The 20524-nt window shown below is 61.7% G+C and carries 15 protein-coding genes, 1 tRNA gene and 2 rRNA genes; 6 read left to right on the top strand and 12 right to left on the bottom strand.

Going from position 1 to position 20524, the window contains the following annotated elements; genetic code table 11:
- Positions 1 to 138: 138 nt before the first annotated feature.
- Genes ACQ5ID_RS05370 through neuB form a run of 3 tightly spaced genes read right to left on the bottom strand, consistent with a single transcriptional unit; the run spans position 139 to position 2977 of the window.
- Positions 139 to 777: a NeuD/PglB/VioB family sugar acetyltransferase gene (locus tag ACQ5ID_RS05370; protein ID WP_429911436.1), complete on the bottom strand. Its 639-nt coding sequence runs from the start codon at positions 775 to 777 to the stop codon at positions 139 to 141.
- Positions 774 to 1940: a UDP-N-acetylglucosamine 2-epimerase gene (neuC, locus tag ACQ5ID_RS05365; protein ID WP_429911435.1), complete on the bottom strand. Its 1167-nt coding sequence runs from the start codon at positions 1938 to 1940 to the stop codon at positions 774 to 776. Before neuC ends, ACQ5ID_RS05370 begins: the two co-directional genes overlap by 4 nt.
- Complete coding sequence (gene neuB / locus ACQ5ID_RS05360) at positions 1937 to 2977, bottom strand: N-acetylneuraminate synthase (RefSeq protein WP_429911434.1); 1041 nt, start codon at positions 2975 to 2977, stop codon at positions 1937 to 1939. The genes neuC and neuB overlap by 4 nt, the downstream gene beginning before the upstream one ends.
- A gap of 86 nt (positions 2978 to 3063) precedes the next feature.
- On the opposite strand from neuB, the gene ACQ5ID_RS05355 reads away from it, so the two are divergent.
- From ACQ5ID_RS05355 to ACQ5ID_RS05335, 5 genes are all read left to right on the top strand, one after another.
- Positions 3064 to 3933 (top strand): glycosyltransferase, encoded by an 870-nt coding sequence (locus ACQ5ID_RS05355; protein ID WP_429911433.1) that lies wholly within the window; start codon positions 3064 to 3066, stop codon positions 3931 to 3933.
- Positions 3934 to 4063: 130 nt separating this feature from the next.
- Positions 4064 to 5251 carry a polysaccharide biosynthesis protein gene (locus ACQ5ID_RS05350; protein WP_429911432.1) on the top strand — a complete coding sequence of 396 codons (1188 nt, stop codon included), beginning with the start codon at positions 4064 to 4066 and terminating at the stop codon, positions 5249 to 5251.
- A 20-nt stretch (positions 5252 to 5271) separates the two neighbouring features.
- Positions 5272 to 6432: an aminotransferase class I/II-fold pyridoxal phosphate-dependent enzyme gene (locus ACQ5ID_RS05345; RefSeq protein WP_429911431.1), complete on the top strand. Its 1161-nt coding sequence runs from the start codon at positions 5272 to 5274 to the stop codon at positions 6430 to 6432.
- Positions 6429 to 7118, top strand: coding sequence for a cytidylyltransferase domain-containing protein (locus tag ACQ5ID_RS05340; RefSeq protein ID WP_429911430.1), 690 nt, complete (start codon positions 6429 to 6431; stop codon positions 7116 to 7118). The genes ACQ5ID_RS05345 and ACQ5ID_RS05340 overlap by 4 nt, the downstream gene beginning before the upstream one ends.
- A gap of 10 nt (positions 7119 to 7128) precedes the next feature.
- Positions 7129 to 8583 (top strand): hypothetical protein, encoded by a 1455-nt coding sequence (locus tag ACQ5ID_RS05335; RefSeq protein WP_429911429.1) that lies wholly within the window; start codon positions 7129 to 7131, stop codon positions 8581 to 8583.
- Here ACQ5ID_RS05335 and ACQ5ID_RS05330 read toward each other — a convergent pair.
- The 7 genes from ACQ5ID_RS05330 to ACQ5ID_RS05300 form a co-directional block, all read right to left on the bottom strand.
- Positions 8576 to 9568, bottom strand: a complete 993-nt coding sequence (locus ACQ5ID_RS05330; RefSeq protein ID WP_429911428.1) for a class I SAM-dependent methyltransferase — start codon at positions 9566 to 9568, stop codon at positions 8576 to 8578. The genes ACQ5ID_RS05335 and ACQ5ID_RS05330 overlap by 8 nt on opposite strands.
- A 39-nt stretch (positions 9569 to 9607) precedes the next feature.
- Positions 9608 to 10651 (bottom strand): nucleotidyltransferase family protein, encoded by a 1044-nt coding sequence (locus ACQ5ID_RS05325; protein ID WP_429911427.1) that lies wholly within the window; start codon positions 10649 to 10651, stop codon positions 9608 to 9610.
- 46 nt (positions 10652 to 10697) lie between these two features.
- The gene (locus ACQ5ID_RS05320; RefSeq protein ID WP_429911426.1) at positions 10698 to 12164 is read right to left on the bottom strand and encodes a hypothetical protein; all 1467 of its coding nucleotides are present in this window, start codon (positions 12162 to 12164) and stop codon (positions 10698 to 10700) included.
- On the bottom strand, positions 12161 to 13114 hold the full coding sequence (locus tag ACQ5ID_RS05315; protein ID WP_429911425.1) for a Gfo/Idh/MocA family oxidoreductase: 954 nt from the start codon (positions 13112 to 13114) through the stop codon (positions 12161 to 12163). Before ACQ5ID_RS05315 ends, ACQ5ID_RS05320 begins: the two co-directional genes overlap by 4 nt.
- A gap of 173 nt (positions 13115 to 13287) precedes the next feature.
- Positions 13288 to 16428, bottom strand: coding sequence for a hypothetical protein (locus ACQ5ID_RS05310; RefSeq protein WP_429911424.1), 3141 nt, complete (start codon positions 16426 to 16428; stop codon positions 13288 to 13290).
- Positions 16429 to 18105: a hypothetical protein gene (locus ACQ5ID_RS05305; protein WP_429911423.1), complete on the bottom strand. Its 1677-nt coding sequence runs from the start codon at positions 18103 to 18105 to the stop codon at positions 16429 to 16431.
- Positions 18106 to 18508: 403 nt separating this feature from the next.
- Positions 18509 to 18585 (bottom strand) — tRNA-Met (locus ACQ5ID_RS05300).
- Between the two features lie 192 nt (positions 18586 to 18777).
- Between ACQ5ID_RS05300 and ACQ5ID_RS05295 the strand changes: the two genes are divergently transcribed.
- Positions 18778 to 19980: a 2OG-Fe(II) oxygenase gene (locus ACQ5ID_RS05295; protein WP_429911422.1), complete on the top strand. Its 1203-nt coding sequence runs from the start codon at positions 18778 to 18780 to the stop codon at positions 19978 to 19980.
- Between the two features lie 138 nt (positions 19981 to 20118).
- Here the strand turns inward: ACQ5ID_RS05295 and rrf are convergent.
- Both rrf and ACQ5ID_RS05285 read right to left on the bottom strand, forming a co-directional pair.
- A 5S ribosomal RNA gene (gene rrf, locus ACQ5ID_RS05290) occupies positions 20119 to 20233 on the bottom strand.
- A gap of 92 nt (positions 20234 to 20325) precedes the next feature.
- Positions 20326 to 20524 (bottom strand): 23S ribosomal RNA (locus tag ACQ5ID_RS05285); the annotation flags it as partial.

Below are 20524 nucleotides of genomic sequence, written 5' to 3'. Positions count from 1 at the left end.
TGTCTCTCTTACCCGGCGGCGCCGGGTCCCTGCCCCACTTGCCCAGACGTCTGGCGACCAAGCTTACCGATAGAGATCAGAGGCGGTGTCGGCTACCGAAATCTGGGATTTCGGCCCGAAATATCCGGGCTGGCCAGCCTAGCGCGCCGGGATGCCCTTGGCGGTTACACCGTCCGCGATATCGGACACGGCAACCGCGCCCGCGCCCAGCGTCGCGCCCGATCCTATGGATATCCCCTGCCGGACACACGCCCCGACGCCCACCAACACGTTGTTGCCGACATGAACGTTGCCAGACAGTACCGAGCGTGGCGCGAGATGCGCAAAATCGCCCACCACCGCATCGTGGTCGATGCAGGCCCCGGTGTTGACGATGACATGCCTGCCAATACGCGATCCGGCATTCACCGCTGCCAAGGCCATCACAACACTTCCCGGTAGAATGACAACATCCCGGCCGATAACCGCTGCCGGATGTATGGCCGATATTGGCAGGGCGCCCGCATCCGCAGCGATGGCTGCCAACCGCATACGAAGGGCCTGCCCTCCACAGGTCGAGCCGACCCCGACAATAAAATGACTGACGGCGCCAGACGCCACCAGCCCGGCCAGCGCGCTGTCATCGCCCAGGAGCGGAATATCCAGCCAGGCATCCCCTTCCGGGGCGATGAAGCCGGCAATGATCAGATCAGCGCCTTTCCCGGCCATCGACATGAGGATGTCCGCGACAACCCGCGCATGGCCGCCCGCACCTAGAATGGCCACCCTTGCGGTCACGCCCTGTCCTCCAGAACGAAACGTTTGCGGGCCGACCCGGCTTCTTTGAGGAAGCGGGCAATTTCCTGTGCCATGCGCTCGCCTGCATCCCCTTGCCCGTAGACATTCGTCGCGCTTCGGGCCTGCTCGCGAAACGTCTTGCTTCGCGCGGTCTGCAACGCGGCGCGGATCGCCGGCTCTGTTCCGGGCGTGTCGATAGTGTTGGCTGACCTCTCACGGCCTTTCTGCCTGTCACCGATATTGATCACGGGCAGACCAAAGGACGCCGCCTCGATAATGCCGGATGACGAATTTCCAATCATCAGCTCGGCGTGTGCCATGGCCGAGAAATAGCCCTCAGCGCCCATCGTGCCGACAAGGGTCATACGCTCGCTGGACGCGGCCATCTCTTCAAGACGGGCATTGACGGCCCGGCCGGCTGCATCCGCGTTCGCCTTAGTAAACACGACCGCTGAGCTATCCACTTCCAGAACCGCCCACAGCGCTTCCAGCTCGGCACGACTGGCCTCAGGGTCGAGGGTCACTGGATGGTAGGTAGCAAGAATGTAGGGGCCATCAGCAGGCAGCGCGAAACGGGCCGCCAGCTCTTCGCGCGAAAGCCGCTTGAAGCCGGCCAGCCCGTCGAGTGCTGGCGCGCCCGCAATTATCACGCGCTCGTCACGCTCGCCCATGGCCCGAATCCGGCGCGCCGACAGCGCTGTGGCGGGAAAGTGAAGACTGGCCAGCTTGGTCAGCGAATGGCGCAAGGCGTTGTCTATGGCACCCTCGGTCTCCTCTCCGCCGTGGATATGGGCAATCGGGATACCCATCGGCACTGCAGCCAGTGCCGCCGCGTGCATTTCGAAACGATCTCCCAGAACCAGCAGGAGATCAGGCCGCAGACGCCCCAGACTGTCAGCGAAGCCCAACGTGGTCAGGCCCATTGATTTGGCAGTGCCCACATCACTGTCCGACGACACCAGACCCTCAATACAGTCCCAGACCGGATGGCCGGACTCGCGCACCATCGAAAGGGTCATCCCGAATTCAGGCGACAGGTGCATGCCCGAGGCCAGCAGGCCGTAATCCAGCTCACCCGATCTGGACAGCGCCGCCAGCACCGACCGGTAGATGCCAAAGTCGGCCCGGCTGGTGGTTACGACTGCGATCCGGGGCCGTGTCATGGTGCCAGCATCTCCCAGGAAAGCAGCTCACCTTCCTTGATGTCGCGTGCAGCCTTGCGTCCCAGCACCTCGGATTTGCGCTTGGGCGCCAGGCCGGATCCCGGCCGCCGGGCCGCCACATCATCCGGGCCGAGACGGGTTCCTGCCCCTACATCTCTGGCGGCAACGAGCGAGCGGCGTGCCACTCGCGCAGTATCCTGTTCTTCCACCGTCGGGCGCTTGATGCCATCGCCAAGCGCGGACTCCACCGCGCGTACCGCCGCGATGAGTTCGATCAGTTCGTCCGGCTCCAGAGAGGCGGCGTGGTCAGGGCCGGGCATGGCCCTATCCAGCGTAAAATGCTTCTCGATGATCCGTGCGCCCGCTGCCACCGAGGCCAGCGTGATCACGCCCCCTTCTGTGTGGTCCGACCAGCCCACCGGACGGCCAAACGCCGCTGCCAGCGTGTTCATCGCACGCAGATTGGCCTGATCGGGGCGGGCGGGATAATTGGACACACAGTGCAAAATCGACAAAGGCGGATTGCCCGCCTCCTCAATGGCCCGCACCGCATCTTCAACCTCCGCCAGCGTGGCCATGCCGGTGGAGATGATGATGGGCTTGCCGAAGCGCGCCAGATGCTGAAGGAAATCGAGATGCGTGAGGTCGCCTGAAGACACCTTGAAACGGTCCACACCGAGCGCGTTCAGAAAGTCAGCGCTAACTTCATCAAACGGCGTGGAGATGAACTCGATGCCGATCTTCGCGCAGTGATCGCGTACGGCGCGGAACTCAGCCTCCGTCAGCTCCAGCTTTTTGAGCATGTCGCGCTGGCTCTCGCCTTCGGCAGGCGCATTGCGATCCTGATAGGAGGCTTTTTCCGCACTCGCTGTGGCCAGCAGGGCGGCATTGAATGTCTGGAATTTCACGGCATCGGCACCGGCCTGCCTTGCCACGTCACACAGGGCAATCGCGGTTTGCGCATCACCGTTGTGATTTACCCCGGCCTCGGCAATGAACAGGACGCCATCTTCGCGCCATACGCTGGATGATGTCATCAGGCGTGACGCCCCCCTGTTGCTAGCTCTATCGCTGGAGTCGGCCACTTGGCCTCGCTCTGGAGGAATGCCACACTTGGCACACGATGAACAATACCGTTTCAGTTATAACCCGCACGCGGCGGCGTCCCGACTTCCTCCGGCGCGCGCTTTCCAGTGTCGCGGCGCAGCGCCTTCCCGGCGACGGGCAGGTTGAATGGGTCATCGTCAATGACGACCTGCCCAGCACCGCTGTGGCCGATATCGCCAGCGCAGCCCGCGACCAGGGGCTGAGCTGCGTTCAGATCGATACCGGCGTGGAAGCGGGCGGAGGGCGCGCTGCTGCGGCGAATGCAGGCGTGCGCGCGGCATCAGGCTGGGCCTATCTGCTGCACGATGATGACGACACACTGGCGCCCGTTGCCTTGGCGGCGCTGTCCGAGGCGCTCGCGGCGCAGGCAGATTTCGCCGCTAGCGCTTGCGGCGTGGAGGAGGTCAGCGAAACCGGCGCCGAAGACCTCAACCCGTCCGTATCGGCCAGCCCGATGTTTCAGCGCGACTGCCCGCTGAGCCTCATAGAAGTTGCCTACCGCAACCCGCTGCCGCCCATCGGACTGCTGGTCCGGCGCTCGGCATTCGACAAGGCAGGCGGGTATGATGACGGTCTTCCGGTGCTGGAAGACTGGGAGTTTCTCCTCCGGCTGCTCATGCAAGGCGAGGTGGAGTGCATACCGCGCCTGCTGGCACGTCATCACCGGCGCACCGCCGAGGGCAATGCCGCCAACAGCGCTGATGAGCTGCACCGCAGGTGGGACATCATCATACGCAACAGGCTCTTGCGCGCGGACATAAACGCCGGGGCAGGCGGTATTGGCGCGTTGGCCAATGTCCATGACCGATTGACGGGTGAACGCTTGAACAAGCTACTGGGCAGCGTGTCAGGGTTTGCGCGCCGGTTCGGTCACAAGCCGCGCTGACGGCAATTCGCGCCCTTGCCCGGCGGTATAAGGCGCGCTATCGCTTCCATCGACCTCAGACCCCGCCATATAGGCCCCTTTCATGTCTGCATCTCCCCTTTCATCCGTCGCCACGGGGCGAGAGGCCTCCATGTTCGCCGCAGACATGCGCGAGCGGGCCGGAGATATCGCCGAACGCGTACGCGGGAAACGCATTCTCGCCATCGGCGCGGCGGGTTCGATTGGTTCAAATACCGTGCAGACCCTGCTGGGTTTCCGCCCCGCCGCTGTCCACATCGTTGACCAGAATGAAAACGCTCTGGCCGAGCTGGTCCGCCAGCTGCGCTCAGCGCCGGAACCCTTGCAGGTCGAGGATTTCCGCACACTGCCGCTCGACTATGGCGCAGCGGCTACCCGCCAGCTCATGCTGGCCGAAGGACCCTATGACCGGGTTCTGAATTTCGCCGCCATCAAGCATGTCCGCTCGGAGAAGGACGGCTTTTCGATCATGCAGATGTTCGACACGAACATCGTCAAGCAGGCGCGCTTCATGGGCTGGCTTGCTGAAAGCTCGCCGCAAGCCGACTATTTTTCCGTGTCCACCGACAAGGCGGCCAACCCCGTTTCCTTCATGGGCGCAACCAAGCGGATCATGGAACATGTCCTGTTCGATCCTGCATTTTCGCAAGGTCTTGCCGGCACCATCAACTCGGCCCGATTTGCCAATGTCGCATTTTCCAACGGATCCCTGCCCCAGGCCTGGCAATACCGGCTGGAGCGCGGCGAGCCGCTGGCCTGCCCCAAAGACATAAGGCGCTACTTCGTGAGCCTGGAAGAGTCCGGGCATATCTGCGCGCTGGCCAGCCTGTTCGCGCCTGACCGGACGATTGCGATCCCCGATCTTGATCCGGTGGAGCATCTGCGCCCGCTGCAGGAGATTGCAGAAGCCTTTCTGCAACATTCCGGCTACGAGCCTGCTCTCTATGACAGCGAAGACGAAGCCAAGGCCGCCATGGCCCGCGACCGGAGCAAGGGGCGCTGGCCGCTACTGCTTACGCCTGCCGATACTGGCGGCGAGAAGCCCTATGAGGAATTTGTCGGCGAGGGCGAAACGGCTATCGAGATCGGCCTGTCCGCGCTTCGCGCCGTAGGCTGGGCCGGATTGCGCCACGGCGGCTCCATCGCAAGGCTCATGGAGCAGATGGAGCCGATGATAACGGGCGCGCCCGGCGCGCCCCGGCCAGACAAGGAACAGCTCAAATCCCTTATCGGATCGATTGAGCCGGGCTTTCTGACCGCTCACCGCGATTCCGCCCTTAACCTTGATCAACGCGCCTGATCGCACCGCAGGAGACCAGTGTGTCCGGAAACCTCCCCGCAATACCTCTGGCGATACCCAATATCGGCGCAGGCGAAGCCAAAAACCTTCAGGCGTGTGTGGACACCAATTTCGTCTCGTCGGTCGGGCCGTTCGTCACCGAGTTTGAGGAGCGCGTGGCGGCCCTGTCGGGATCAGCGGCCGGTGTGGCCATGGGCGCAGGGACGCAAGCCCTGCACATCGCGCTGCGGGCAGCCGATATTGGGCCGGGCGATCTGGTGATACTGCCCAGCTTCACCTTCATCGCCAGCGCCAATGCCGTCAGCCATTCGGGCGCTACGCCCTGGCTTATGGATATAGACTCGGCCAGCTGGACGCTTGACCCGGAGACCGTACGCACAGCCCTGAAGGCGCATACCGAAATGCGCGGTGGCACGTTGCGGCACAAAGCCTCCGGCATGCGCGTCGCGGCGATGATGCCCGTCTATACGCTTGGCACGCCGGCCGACATGGACGCGCTCGGCTCGATTGCCAGCGAATATGGCCTGGTCATCATTGCGGATGCAGCGGCGGCCATCGGCGTGGACTATCGCGGCCAGCCCATCGGCCCGAAAGCCCACATGACCTGCTATTCCTTCAACGGCAACAAGACCATTACCTGTGGCGGCGGCGGCATGGTGGTGGGTGATGACCCCATGCTGATGAAGCGTGTGCGCCACCTCTCCACCACAGCCCGTGTGTCACCCAATTATGAGCACGACATGGTGGGCTATAACTACCGCATGACCAACGTGCAGGCGGCCATTGGCTGCGCGCAGCTGGACCGGCTGAACGATTTTCTGGCCGTCAAACGCCGCATACGCGCCCGTTACAATGATGCGTTTTCCGGACGAGCCGGGCTCAGCGTTTTCCCTCAGCCCGAAGACAGGGAGTCGGCGTGCTGGTTCTCCGGGCTGGTGCTCGAAGACGATGCCCTGCCGCCGGTGAATGATGTCTGCGCGCGGCTCAAGGAGCACAATATCGAGGCGCGGCCCTTCTGGATGCCGGTTCATATGCAGGCCCCTTATGCGCAGGCGATAAAGGAAGCCTGTCCGATCACTGAAGGCGTATGGCAGCGCATCCTGACCCTGCCCTGTTCGACCAGCCTCTCGCCGGCAGATCAGGAGCGGGTAATCACCGCCGTAGAGGCCGCGCTGTCGTGAGTTGTCACGCCTACATTCCCGCCCGCGCTGGCAGCAAGGGGCTGCCGGGCAAGAACATCCATCCCTTCGCCGGGCGGCCCTTGATCGCCTGGACGATAGAAGCCGCAAGGGCGGCAAAGGGCGTGGACCGCGTGATCGTGTCGACCGATGGCGAAGACGTCGCACGGGTGGCCGAGGCAGAAGGGGCGGAAATCGCTTGGCGCCCCGCACACCTGTCCGGCGACACAGCGCTGCCCAAGGATGCCCTGCGTTACCACTATCTCGAAATGGCTGAACCCGACCGGCCGGAGATAATGGTTCTGTTGCAGCCCACCTCACCGCTGCGCCGCTCCAGCGATATTGAAACCTGCGTGTCCGCCGTTGCGAGCGGCGAATGGGATTCCGCCTGCACGTTCAAGCGGGCCGATACTAACCCCTATCGCGCATGGAAAATCGAGCACGAGGCCGTCGTCACCTTCATTGACGGTATCGATCCCTGGCAGCCGCGTCAGGCCCTGCCCGACGCCATTGAACTCAATGGCGCGGTGTATGCCGTGCGCGCAAAGCCGTTCCTTGACGACCCCGGCCCCGGTTTTGTGATCGGGCGATCCAAAGCGGTAATGATGGACGAAGCGCGCTCGGCGGACATAGATACCGCCATGGATCTGCTTATCGCCGAACTGATTAGAGACAGTCTTGAACGTTGAGCGCCGCCCATTGTCAGCTGACACTGGCACCCCTTTGCGTCTGCTCTTTTTCGCTCTCGACTCCGCGAGCGGAGAGGCGGGAAAGCGTCTTGCGGCCGGTCTGTCGGCGCGCGGTCATCGCTGTTTTGCCAGTGTCTACAACCGTGACGAGGCCCTGGAAGCGCGCCTGAAGGCCGGCTTTTCGCAGGCCGGGGCAAATGTCGTGGAAACCCGGGCCATGCGAGGCGTTCCGCTGCGCCAGTTTCTGGTCGATCCCCGGCTGCGCAAGGAAGTACACTGGTACCATCTTCCCATTGCTCTGGTAGCGGCGGCAGTCTTCTGGTGCGCACGGGTGGCCCAGATAGACCGGGCGCCGGTGTTCTGGCGGATATTTGGCCGTGGCCCGCAGACGGTATTGCGAACCTGGGCAGGTCTGGCGTCGGACAAGGCCGAAGCGCGCCGGTTGCTTGAGGAGACCAGACCTGATGTCGTGGTTCTGCACCACGACTATGCCGGGCATTTCTCCACCACGCTTGCCATCGTCGCCCGGAGAGAAGGTGTGCGCGTGGCCATAATTCCGGCCCTCTACCCCGAGCCCGAACTGCTGGTTCGTGCTTTGGCTCGCCGCCCCCAGAACATGATACTGAATGCACGCTCCAGGGCGGTGGCAAAGCGCAGGCCGGACTGGCGCGCCCAAACCGACGGCGTCACCATTCTGCGATACGAATGGTGGCGGGTGGAACTGCTGGTTTCCTTCGGACTGGCACCCAGGCAGCCTTTTGTGCATCAAAGCTGCCCGGCTGATGCTGTGCTGTTACCCGATGCCGCCATGGCAGCGCGCTATAGCGAGCTGGGCTTCGATCCGGCTCTTCTCAAAGTCACCGGCTCGGTCGTCCAGGACGAGCTCGCGATGGAGTACAGCCCGGCGAGCGAAGGGCGGGTTGTGGTGGCCGTCCCGCCCGACCAGTCCGCAGCAAAAGAGAAAATCGACGGCGGCTATCAGGGCCTGATAGCCCGGCTGATCGAGATATGTACCGGCCTGCCGGGGTGCACACAGCTTGTCGCCTCCGTGCACCCCAAACAGGATGAAGCTGCGCTGGCGCCGCTCATCGCCGCCGGGTTCGACATTTCACGCCAGCCTCTGTCAGCCCTGCTGCCCGGCGCGGCCGCAATGCTGGGCTATGTTGGCTCGTCAACGCTGCGATGGGGCACGTGGGCAGCGACACCCGTTATCGCCTGGGACGCCTATGGCTATGAACCCGGACAGGGGGAACACACCCTCGATGCGATCAGCCCCATTCGCCCATGGGTCCAGATCACCGCGACACATCAGGTGCGCAGCGCGCTCGCGCAGGCCCTGACGGCCGATGGCGCAGCCGCCTGGCGTAGCGCCTACACCAGACTTGGCCTGACACCGCCTGATGGGGGGGCGCTGGATAGTATCGAGGCTGTGCTGCGGGAGCTGGCCGGGAGCCAGCTCAGGTAACAGGGCAGAGCCTGTCTTCTTGGCCAGGGCCAAAAAACACGCGGTTATATATGCTGATCAGTTCCAGATGCGGAACGATCATGGAGCCGTAATCGGGCAAGACACAGTCTCCCTCGGCCAGCAGGCTCTGGAATACCGGCGCCATCTGGCTGGCGTACAGCATCTCGAACGGTACCTCTTTCCAGTCCCAACCCGTTTCCTCACTCTGTTCGAGCATCCGGCTCTGCGCCTCAAAGATGATGAACCGGCCCGCAGCGCCCAGAATATCCACCGTCACCGCAGCCCGCCCTTCCTTGAAGCAGACCAGCGATGCGCTACTGCCACCGTCTCCGCTGGCTACGAGTGTTCCGGTCACTTCCCGGTATCCGTGGCGGCGGTTTTCGATCGGATCCTTGTCGAGCCCGGAACCGTCGAAACGGTCGAAACGCTCTCCGGCAACAGCCTCGAAAGCGGCCAGAAAATGAATCGCATTCGACGCCAGCGCCCAGCCGGCACCGGCCACTCGAATTGACAGCGGCCCTGTGCCACGCAAACGCGCCGCCAGCTTCATATAGCCCGGCCAGGCAGGGCGGGGACAGTTCACCCAGGCGCGCGTTCCAGCCGCATTCAGGCGCGCCGAAAGGTCGGCATAATGCTGGCGGTCGGTGAACAGGAATTTCTCCAGCACGAGACGGTCAATGCGGGCGTGATCCATCAGGGCTGTGACCGCTGCATGACGTACCGAGGAGGTGGTGGACACCACCGCAAGGTCAATCGTGCGCGGGAGTTCGGAAACATCAGAAACGAAACGCAGATCCAGCCCGTCGACGCCGCCCGCTCCGGTAATCTCTCCGGCCCGTGTCCGGGCGAGGTCCAGCGCCTCGGCGCTGGGATCCATGCACCATATCTGGAGGCCGCCAAGACTGCCGGCATCTACCGAAACAAGCGATTGCAGGGTGCGGCTACCAATGTTTCCGCAACCGATAAGCACAATGGTTTTTGTCATGAATTCCTGCCAGGCCAGCTTGGTCGTCAATATGAGGTTCTACTGTTCGCCGAATACGCGCTTTGCCCGCTCAAACTCTGTGCGCGTGCCAATGTCCAGCCACAGCCCGTCTATCCGGTGAACGCTGCAATGGTGCCCAGCCTTGACGAGGTCCGTAAAAAGGGTGGGCATATCATAAAACTGATCCTTCGGCGTGGAACGGTAAGCCTCCTCCGACAGGCAATAAATCCCTGCGTTGATGTCGTGACTTAGCGTCGGCTTCTCGTCGGTTGAAATGTAGCGTCCGTCCTCTGAACGAACCACACCGAACGGTATAGTGGTCCGGTGCTCTCGTGTGCACATCGTGGCAACTGATTTTGTTTCCTGATGCCGCTCCAAGAGGAATCTGAAATCGACCTCGGTTATGAGGTCCCCGTTCATTACGATAATCGGCCCCGAAACGTCTTCGGGAATCAAGGACAAAGCTCCCCCGGTGCCAAGGCGCTTCTTTTCCCTCAGATAGCCAATATTGACATCGAAAGCCTCGCCGGTTCCGAAATAGTCCTCGATAAGATGCCCGAGAAAATTCACCGACAGGAAAAAATTGCGGAAACCCTGTTCGTGGAAGCGCTCGATAGTCCGCTCCAGTATGGGCCGGTCTCCCAGCTTCAGCATCGGTTTGGGGCAATTTTCCGTGAGGGGACGCAGCCGCTTGCCAAGACCGCCAACGATCAGCACCACGGGAACATCCGTATCCGGATTCTTCCTCGGATCGGCCAACATCATCAGATCGACAATCTGCCGGTTGGCATCGACCACCGGCATCTGCCTGATCCTGTTCAACCGCATCCGGGCGAGGATGTTGGAGCTTGGCTCACCCGCCTGTGCAACCAGCGGCGAGCGGTTCATCGCCGTCGAAACCGGATCGTCCATTGATCCGTCGCTCAACAGCGCCCGGCGGATATCCCCGTCGGTGCAGGTACCTGCCAGCCTGTTGTGAGCATCGACAACGAGCACGATCTGCACGCTGGTCTGGTCGAGCAAGCGCATTGCATCGCGCAAACTTGCGTCAGACGGCAGCGTTACCTTCTCGATATCCTGCATTCCAATACCCTCGTGCGCGGAACCAATATTGTGTTTGGCTGTGAAACTACGGGCGGCCGTTCAGATCATCGCCCTCCGGCACGATCCCGGCATGGGCTTCAAGCGCGTCCAGTCTTGCAGACAGATTTTCGAACTGGCGCGCCTGCTGCACGCCAAGCTGGCGCTCAATACGGGCGGCAGCGCGCTCGACACGCGCGCGCAAGGTCAGCATTCCCAGCACAAGGACGGCCAAACCTGACGCCGCGAGAAAAGCCACAGCAAGTTCTATCATCAACGTGCTCACAAGCAGAAGGGACGGGAGAAGACAAGAGATGAAAATCACACTGGCAGCAAGCCAGGGGCGCAAATTCGCCTGATCCGCAACGAAAACAGCCCTTTTTACGATGCCCGCCATCACACCAGCGCGCCTGAAGCGTACCGGGGCGTCGGCCCTGTGTCCCAGACGAACCGGCGCGGGCCGGCCTACTGGCAGAACTGGCCTGCCAGCTGCGGCCATACGGGTCAGACAGTCAGACAGACACGCATAGTGATGCTCGAAATACTCTTCAGGAGCACTTGCACCAAAAGCGGGATGCGTGGCGAGAAGCGCTGTGGCTGCCCGGACATGCTCCATCTTGCGATCATGCGCCCACCAGCTGGACATGCTCTCAACCGGCCGCTGCAAGGTCACGCCGGCCACCCTGACAGGCCCGCCCAGCGCAGCCGCCAGCGGAAGCGCCGCCGACGTAAACACATTGCGGGTGGGCTGCACGCTGAGCGGACCGCCATCGTTAAAGCCGTCGGGCATTGCCAGCGAGTCCCCGGCGAAAGCCGACCTGAACGGCGCTGACAGGGCAGCGGGGTGCACAACACGCGCACCGCACAATTTCGAGAGCCGCCGCATATGATGGCGGACGGTTTGCGCGGCGCGGGACGGGCCAAGCTGCGCGGCTGCATCCCATGCGAGCACCGCGTCCACCTTTAATGACGTACCCAGCCTCTCATCACAGATACATCCTCCAATCGCGATCACGAAAGGGGGGACATCCGCGGCGGACTGAAACCTGATGGCGTCATCCACGCCGCCGGGCCCACTGCCAACGATGAGGGCGCGCCGGCCGGCATTGCGCGCACCGGCCAGCATCTCGCGCAGCGCCGGCGCGTCATCGGGTGCGCCGCCAGCGAGCGCGGTCACGCGCGTCATCACCGATGCCGGGTTCTCAGGATCGCTATGGGGATCATCAAGAATTGCCCGCCGCTGCAGCCATAGGGGTGCAGCCAGCAGCGCAGGGCGCGACCATGCGAGCACCAGACCGGCACCGCGCGCCAGGGCAAGCGCATCCTCCTTTGACGCCTCAACGGGAATAGTGACCGTATCGCGTGCAATGTGATCAGGCGCGGACGGTGCGTGACCGGAGCAGAGAAGTGTCAAATCTGGAATGGGCGCGAGCAACCAGCGCGCCCGCGCAAGCGCTGCAGCGGCTTCTGGACTGCCATCCAGCGCCGGGTAGAGCACGGCCCGCACCGGATTCACCCCCCAACAAACTTGCGAAAGCACCGCAACCGGTCTGCCTGGGCCTTCAGCGACAAAAATGCGGGCTGGTCAGGATCGCTTTGAAACGCTGCGAGCATGTTGAAAAGGCCGGGCTTCAAGCCGGACGGCTCGCCGTGGGACAAGGCAAGCTCGCTGAGCCGGAAACTGCCTGCCGGCATTTCGCTGAGCGTTTCCACCGGCTTGAGCACGAGCCGCCGGCGCGGCGTACAAAGCTCCATGCCCCAGCGGCCGGCAGAGCTCCAGTCAGCGTGGAAGGCGTAGACGACGCCGCCTATCCGGCCCACGCCGCCATAGGCTTGAGAAGGCGGCAAAGCGGCTGCGTCTCCATTGGCGAACGCCGCCATTTCGTGATCGGGTATCTGCGAGGGGTAGCCCGCCAGAAAGAAGGCGGTATCAACCACATGGGTGGAGTTGGCGAAAAACCAGTTGGCTTTGACTGCAGGCGCGTGCTGGGTCAGACCCGCCACCAGCGAGCGGTTCTCGTTGAACTCGAACATCATCGAGGTGAGCCCGCCATCGGACGCGATACAGTCGGCGGCCGTCAGCACGGACGGCAGGAAGCGCCTGTTATACGCGAGCCGCACCCGGTCATCCCCATCGTCGCTCGCCAGCGCCTCGACATCCTCCAGCGTGGCACCGCCTGGTTTTTCCAGAAGCACCCGCTGGCATCCAGCCGCAAGCACAGCGCGCGTCGCATCGCCCAGCTGGGCCACGTTAACGGCCACCAGTGCCCGGGCCGGAACGGCCTTCAATGCCTCCAGTTGAGACTGGAGTGATCCGGTTCCGGGGCGGACCCCTGTTTCCGACTCGAAAGCATTAGCAGATGTTTCGCCGCGGCCACACACCACCGCCGTCAGGCCCAGCGCCCGGACTGCCTTGTAGTGCTGGACCGCCATCGGGCCAGCTCCGACCAAAAGAATGTCTGCCATGTCCTGCTCCGGTCCGCGCACGCGGGCTGCTTATCGCATCACGGCTGCCATGCCTAGGCCGTGACGGACCGGCATGCATTGCGAAGGGCGGTATCAAGGGCGAAATTCAGGGTGGCGCACACAGAGCCACGCTCGAAAAGGCAACAAGGGTTGCCTAAGAGCCAAAGCGCAAACTACATAGAATTTACACTGGCGTATCCGGCACCCGACTTGCGTGATTTGTCCGCTGGAACTCTGTCGCCAAAAATCAGCGCAGATATCTTTTTCGCACCATCTCCGCGCTTCACTTCCGGGTTGCGTTCGAAAAAGGCCGCGCGCCGGTCAATTGCCTCTGCAATGGCACGTTCATCGTGCAACAGGCTCAAGACTTTGGTTCGCAGCTCCTGCGCGCTGAGCGCCCGTTCGGAAATGCCCATTTCATGCAGGTCGATGGGATAGCCCGCCCCGGTCAGATTGACCGATAGCGTCTGCCGGTCGAGAACAGCGGCTTCCAGGCCCACATTGCTGAACTGGGTGACGACCAGATCAGACGCCACGATGAGTTCGTATATGTCGGGCGTGCGGACGACGCGCAGCCGCTCTGCTGGCAGCAAGCCAGCTGTCAGGCGCTCGACGGCGTGTTTATATGCCTCGGGCGAACGAGGGTGCAACTTGATCAGGAACATCGCGTCGGGGCTATCGCGCAGAGCATCAGCAAGCTCGCGGATGATTTCCATGTCAGCCTCAGCCGCCCCGTGCTGGGCTGCGAACATCACCAGCTTCACCTCTTGAGGCAGTTCATGGCGGGCTCTGGCTTCTGATACCGAAAGGCCAGCTACACTGCGCGTCTTATAGGCAATCGGCATGGATCCGATGCGCAGAACTTTCTGCGTGGCGGGCGGATCCATATTGTCCCGGTATAGGGAAATCTGCTCCTCAATGGTGCCGCAATAGACTTGCGCCAGACTGCGCCGGTAGCGCGGATGCGCGGAAATGAAGAATGCCTGAACATCAACAGTTAAAAGACCTTCGCGATTGCCCCATAAAATAACACTCCGAGCTGCGATATGGCGGCCTGGCGCTATGATCACCTTGTGTTTACCCTTTCGAACAAACCGGTGAATCAGGGTTACTTCCTTCGTAATTTGAGGAAGGCGCACAGTTAGAAATTTCTCAATCTGCGCCAGCGAAATCCGCGCCAATGTGTGGAAGCCAGCTTCGATGTCAGCGCGAACAATTTCGCGCACAAGAGCCACATCACGGTGGCTATATCTTATTCCCCCTTTTTTTGCCTGAACATGAGACTCCAAGCACACCATGCGAACTTTTCCATCTGTATATTTTTCGGCCCCCTCATCACCTCTCAGGCTAATCGCGTCCACCTTGCCGTGATGCTGGAACTCGGCCAGTAGCTCTTCGGCACATAGCCTGTAGCTTGGATCTGACAGCACAGCCAAAAGTAGGACATCGGAAGTACGCCCGTCGTGAGGTATGTTTTGCTCGACATCGTCGAGCACGACTGCACCTTTGCTGTCATCACCGACAATTGCACCCAGGAGATCTTGGGCACTTAGATCGATGAGCTGGGTTTCGTTTGCGTGTTGAGCATCCTGCTCGCCTGCAAGCATGCGCTGGAAATTTGCCATGCCATCGCGACTGCCACCGTAAATAACCCAGACTGAAAGACCGAGACCACTTTCGAGCCATTCAGCGAAAGCCAACGACTGATGATAGCGCGGCCCGGTCACGGCAACGACGACCTGATCGATACCCCATCTATCGACTATACTTTTCAGGGCGCTGCGAGTCCGCGCACTTGTGACAAGCGCGTCCTCCAGCGCTAGCTCGAACACTTCAGAACGAGCTTGCTCCATATATTCGCTGACATCATTAGGGATGATCGCCGAGCTAATGCGCCGCGCTTCCTTCGCAGCCTCATGAACCGCGCTCAGGTCGCCCTCGCTGGCAATGACAGGGAAATGGTCGGCCACTCTGTGAACGGCACTCTGGTCGGCCACCCATGGCTCCAATCCGAGTGTGAATATCCGCAGACCAAATTTTGCCCTGAAGGCGCTATCGAATTCGGCACTAATACTAGTTTGGGATAGAATAATACAACGCTCCGGGTCCAGATCGGTCAGCATCACCGGATCAGCTGTTCCCTTCATGCCACCGAGAAACTCGCTAGCCCGGAAGGCGCCCCACTTCACCAGTTCGCGCGCAAGATGCTGGTTCGCGTGTGGCATTTCACGGTATTCGGCAACTGCCGTCACGGACTCCGGCGAATGCAAATCGCCCTGCGCCGTCAGAGCATCGATCAGACGGATTTCCGCTTCGCCGAGAAAGGCTTTGGCAAGCTCGGATGTATCCGCTTCCTTGTCGTCCCAGACAACGAGGCCGGCGCCGAGCCGTCCCACAAGTTCGGCGCATCTAGCGTCGCCGCCGAGCGCCTGAATAAAGTCGTTGGGTTCGATACGGCCTGCTGAGGCGGCGATTACGCGAGCCGCTGGCTGAAAAGCCCTGCGCCGGGCCAGCTCAGCAGCAAGTGCCACCACGAACCCGCCTTCGGACGGGAGTTGCATGATTGAGTGGGCTTCTGCGTTCGTCAAATGCTCCCAGCCACCGGAACCGGCAAACAGGACATTTGCGGCCTCCACCGCGCGCCCGGCCCGGAGATGTGCTAAAGCCAGCCTGAAACGGATACGGCGCGAGGCGGGAAACATCTCAAGCGCCCGGCCAAGCGCAGCGATGGCCTGGTCATCGTGGCCCAGGCCCTGCAGGTGATGGGCGAGCGCCAGGAGCAGCGCCGTCTGCTTTGCCTCCGGGAGCCTTGCGAATGCCGGCATGCCGGAGAACGGGTCGGGGTTAGCCAAGTGCGCATATCGTGCCAGCGCTGCGGATGCCGCTCTTGTAGCGGCCCCACCGCGGCCATGGCCAAGCGCGACAGCGATGTGGGGCAGTATGGCGGGCGACAACAGGTTTAGCGGCCGTGGCCGGCATAATGCCACCAGTCCCTTTATGGCCGGCGGCTCGGTCTGGCCGCGCGCCTGCTCACACTCTGCCAACGCCATCCGCGCCAACGCGTTCACGTCCACACGACTGCCAAGGGCGGCGCTGGCATCGGCGATATTGCCCAGCACGTCCCACCGGCCTTCCCGGGCCAGCCTGACAATGAGTGGCTTACTGATGTGAGCCCTCGCCGGCAAAAGCCGCAACACAGATGCGATGACTGATCCTGGAAGCCGCCGAAGCGCCCGGCCAAATTTGATCAGCCAGATCCGGGCCCCCTTGGGCAGGAGCTTGCGAACGGCAGCGCGTAGGGGAGAGACAGCCATCTAGCCCTCCATTTCGATGTCTGCTTGTTCCGCAGGCGGAGCCTTGTCTTGCGCGACCAGTGTTTTCAACCTGTTTGCAAGTGATGCGCGCTCAGACCATATACCCAGCCGTTCGCCGCTCCCCTGACGGCTGATGAACCACAATTCAGCGTCTGCGGGGGCAGTAGTCTTTATTGCATTTGGCTTGTATTGCAGCATCAAATCAGAGCGTAAAAAAGTCTTATAAATCCAAGCACGCTCACGTGGAGTGAGCGCATCGAATGCGTAGCCATCCACAAAGAGATGACGCCTACGCCCTTTTAAGGCATGAAACTGGACCAGAATGTCGAGCTCCCGGTCCAGCTGTATTTGGCGGCGTTCAGCGAATGCAGCATTTGCAGACAGGTACGCCTCCCAGCGATCCATAGATGCGGGGAAATATGCGCGAAAATCACTGAAGGTGAGGTTCGATAAACTCGAGACACCCCGCTCTTCCCAGCTACCAATATCCCGGCGGCGCGGGACCACAATGGCCGATACCGCCAGATGCCGTGAAGATTCGCAGGGACCATAGGCCGCGATCAGATACCGGCTTACGAGACTCCATCCCAATGTTTGGGCGCTTAGACACACCGCAACGCGCCTTTTGATTGGCGGCGCTTCGTCGACCGCCGCAGAGTGTGACTTGTTCTCAGCCTCGCGGACGACCCGGTTGATATTCAGCAAACTCTCGTAGAACGGAAGCTGGGCCACCGTAATAATGGTTTCCGATGCAATCCGGGTGATGGAGCCGAGAAATATCCGGCCCAGCAGGATGAAGACAATCGCCGTAGCAACCACTTCCGGCGTAATTTCGTACAAGGTAATGCCCAGGGCCGCCAACAGCACGAGAACGACGGTGGCCAGATCGCCGATCAGGCCCGTGCGGGCACCCAGCATACGCCGGTGACCATAAGTGACGGGAAAGTCAGGTCCAATTTTCAGCGATACATAGTCAGGTTGAGAGCGCCAGAATTCTGCCGGGTCACTGCACAGCTCCACGTCCCCGACCGCCGCTGCCGCCGCCTTGCGATGAGACCCTGCACTTGCCCGCAGCCTTTCATTAAGCGCCACGCCGCTCATCACCATCAACATCTGGCCAACAAAAAAGGGTAAGGTGACACCGACGACAATCGCGGCCCAGACCGGCTGTATCACAAACAGTGCAACACCAATGGCGATACTCGTCACCAAAGGCAGAACGACGCTCAGCAGGCCAGAATACGCAAGGCTCGCATACCGCGCATCTGAACTTATTGCAGCGACGATCGACTGGCTGGAGTAATTGGCCAGCAGCAGGTGGTGGCGCGATACCGGGTTTACTGCTGCGCGGCCAAGATGCCTGACGCCCATTTTGAAATAGGCCACCGTGCGGCTGATAATATAGCGCTCAACGAGAAACGGCAGCAGCGCACTTGCGATAGCGAACACGATGAGGATGCCGAATATCCAGTCGCCGGTGATGCCCAGCTGCTGCAGCCTGCCTCCGCCGCCTTGCACGGCCGCGATGAGGGCCGCAGCCAGCCCGATCTGCGACGCTGATGACAGCACGCTGAGCACCAGGAGAACGGCAACCACACCCTTGCTGCGCGAAAGCTCGCGCTGCACGAAGTCGGCCAGCAGGCTGATCCTGGCACCAGAGAGAAGGGCGAGCTTCATTATTCCGCCATCTCCGGGATATCGACGCTCATGGTGCTCAAGCTGGGCTCCTGACAGTGGCTTTCCAGTTCCTTAGTCCCATTGTGCCGTTGTGTCGACGCCGCATTGCCAACCAGGTCATAGCTCGAATATCGCCCTGGCTGCAGGGTGGTCTGACGCGCGGGAACGACCAAAAAGCGCTCTGGCGTGACGGGTGCAGGCTCACGAATGCGTAGATATCCATATCGGCAGCAAACCTTGTTTGACCAACTGCCGCGGAGAGCAATGACGAGCTTGCACGCGGCCAAACAACTGCGCAGGAGGCAGAGCTTTCCGGCCTTACCCGAAAATGAGGCGTGAACGAAAAACGCCCCGGACAAGGGTCCGGGGCGTTTGCGCAAGCCGTTGGCGCGGCTTGGAAACTTGGGTGCGGGGGTAGGATTTGAACCTACGACCTTCAGGTTATGAGCCTGACGAGCTACCGGGCTGCTCCACCCCGCGTCAGTGCCGGTTTGACCCCCGGCGATGGGGAGCGGTGTAACTAACCAACACAGCCGGAGCAGTCAACCGGATGTAACCGGTCTTGAACAGCACTGGAATTCACAGCCCAGCCAGCTAGTCTGCGGCCTTTGATACCTTACGCAAACATCCTCCATGCCTTCGCTCTCCGGCAAGGCTATAGAAGCTGGCAAAATGGACGACACTCCCGCATCACGTCAGCTTCTGCAGGCCGCCCTACGCTCTGGCGACGAACGGGCACGCCTGCCACTGGCTGGCATGCTGCTTGATGGCCGTGGCGGCCCTATCGACCCTGACAAGGCCATAGAAGCGCTTGAACCGGCAGAGCCTGGCAATGGCGTTGCCCGGCGCATGCTGACAACGGCGATGGCGCTGCGTCCGGGCGGATTTGCCGATGCCGTCCGCAGACGGCTGGAACATGCGCGAGCAGGCGATCGCGACGCGGCGGTGCAGATGGGCGTGCTGCTAATGGAAAGCCACCCGGCACAATCTCTTGAGCTGCTGCAGGGTGCCGCCCGGCAGGGGGCCGGCCTCGCGGCAGCAGCGCTGCTTCATCACGCCAAAAATCACGAAGGGCTCTGGCCAGAGCTGGAGCACTGGCTAAGCGCGCTGATGAGCACGGGCTATCCGCTGGCGGGGCCGTTGAAGACCGCGATGGCGAACATGGCGCGCACGTCACATGCGCCGGTCCTGCCTGCGGATACAGACGGGCTGGAAAGCCTCGATCCCGCTTTGCGGGCGGCAAAGGCTTCACCGGTACAGCTCAGCGAGACGCCCCGTATACAGTCCCACAGCGCCGCGGCCGGTCACGCATTGTGCGACTACCTTCTGGCGGCCGCCTGGCCCACCCTCAGACGGGCGGAGGTTTTCGATCCCGTCACCGGGCGCACCAGTCAGGATGCACACAGAAAAGCCTACTCAGCCAGTATTCCGCGTTCCTTCCAGGATCTCGTTGTCGCCCGCATTGTGGCCGACATGGCAGCTTGCGCCGGCACCACCACCGCTTTTGCAGAGAACCTTGCAATTCTGCTGTATTATCCAGGAGATGAGTACAAGCCGCACCTCGACTGCTTCACGTCAGACGAAGGCTGGGCAGGCGCCGAACTGACGGCGCAGGGCCAGCGCCGGGCCACCACATTGTCGGCGCTCAATAGCGGTTATGAGGGCGGTGAAACGAGGTTTCCGCGGCTCGATTTGAGCTGGCGCGGCGAAAAGGGCGATATGCTGAGCTTCGAGAATGTAACCCGCGACGGGACCCCTGATCCGTTGAGCCTTCACCAGGGATTGCCCGTGATATCAGGCTGGAAGGCGCTGGCCAGTCTGTGGGTGCGCGAACGCCCCCCCGGCACGGCCGGCATAGCCGAGCGCACTGGCTGACGCGCGATGCGCTGATGGCTCCGGGCGAAGGACAGTTCTGGGCGAGGAGCATTCCAGACAAACAAAAAACCCCCGCCGAAGCGGGGGTTTCATTGTTTTGATTGATCAGAAAAAGGACAACTGGCGTCAAACGGGCAGACCGGGCGGCGACCTACTCTCCCATGCCTTAAGACATAGTACCATCGGCGCTGAGGGTCTTAACGGTCGTGTTCGGGATGGGAACGGGTGGGGTCCCCTCGCTATAACCACCCGGTCGGCGCGTTTGACGCGGTTTCACAGAGACATTTTATCCTGACATATGACGGGCATCATGATGGACGAGGCGATCGCCATTCATGAGCCACGCAAATCAAGCCTATCGAGCAATTAGTACTGGTCCGCTCCACGCATCACTGCGCTTCCACTTCCAGCCTATCAACGTGGTGGTCTTCCACGGCTCTCAAGGGATACCTGGTTTTGAGGGGGGCTTCCCGCTTAGATGCTTTCAGCGGTTATCCCGTCCGCACTTAGCTACCCTGCTATGCTGCTGGCGCAACAACAGGTC

Origin of the sequence: Glycocaulis sp., from assembly GCF_050485565.1 — a bacterium.
In the GTDB taxonomy this organism is placed as follows: Bacteria; Pseudomonadota; Alphaproteobacteria; order Caulobacterales; family Maricaulaceae; genus Glycocaulis.
Note: the sequence above shows the minus strand (reverse complement) of the source record. Positions and strands in the feature narration are given on the sequence as shown.

Coding starts and splice junctions, on each gene's coding strand:
- neuC (WP_429911435.1), bottom strand. CDS start 1,940: ATGACACGGCCCCGGATCGCAGTCGTAACCACCAGCCGGGCCGACTTT.
- neuB (WP_429911434.1), bottom strand. CDS start 2,977: ATGACATCATCCAGCGTATGGCGCGAAGATGGCGTCCTGTTCATTGCC.
- ACQ5ID_RS05355 (WP_429911433.1), top strand. CDS start 3,064: ATGAACAATACCGTTTCAGTTATAACCCGCACGCGGCGGCGTCCCGAC.
- ACQ5ID_RS05350 (WP_429911432.1), top strand. CDS start 4,064: ATGTTCGCCGCAGACATGCGCGAGCGGGCCGGAGATATCGCCGAACGC.
- ACQ5ID_RS05330 (WP_429911428.1), bottom strand. CDS start 9,568: ATGACAAAAACCATTGTGCTTATCGGTTGCGGAAACATTGGTAGCCGC.
- ACQ5ID_RS05325 (WP_429911427.1), bottom strand. CDS start 10,651: ATGCAGGATATCGAGAAGGTAACGCTGCCGTCTGACGCAAGTTTGCGC.
- ACQ5ID_RS05315 (WP_429911425.1), bottom strand. CDS start 13,114: ATGGCAGACATTCTTTTGGTCGGAGCTGGCCCGATGGCGGTCCAGCAC.
- ACQ5ID_RS05310 (WP_429911424.1), bottom strand. CDS start 16,428: ATGGCTGTCTCTCCCCTACGCGCTGCCGTTCGCAAGCTCCTGCCCAAG.
- ACQ5ID_RS05305 (WP_429911423.1), bottom strand. CDS start 18,105: ATGAAGCTCGCCCTTCTCTCTGGTGCCAGGATCAGCCTGCTGGCCGAC.
- ACQ5ID_RS05295 (WP_429911422.1), top strand. CDS start 18,778: ATGGACGACACTCCCGCATCACGTCAGCTTCTGCAGGCCGCCCTACGC.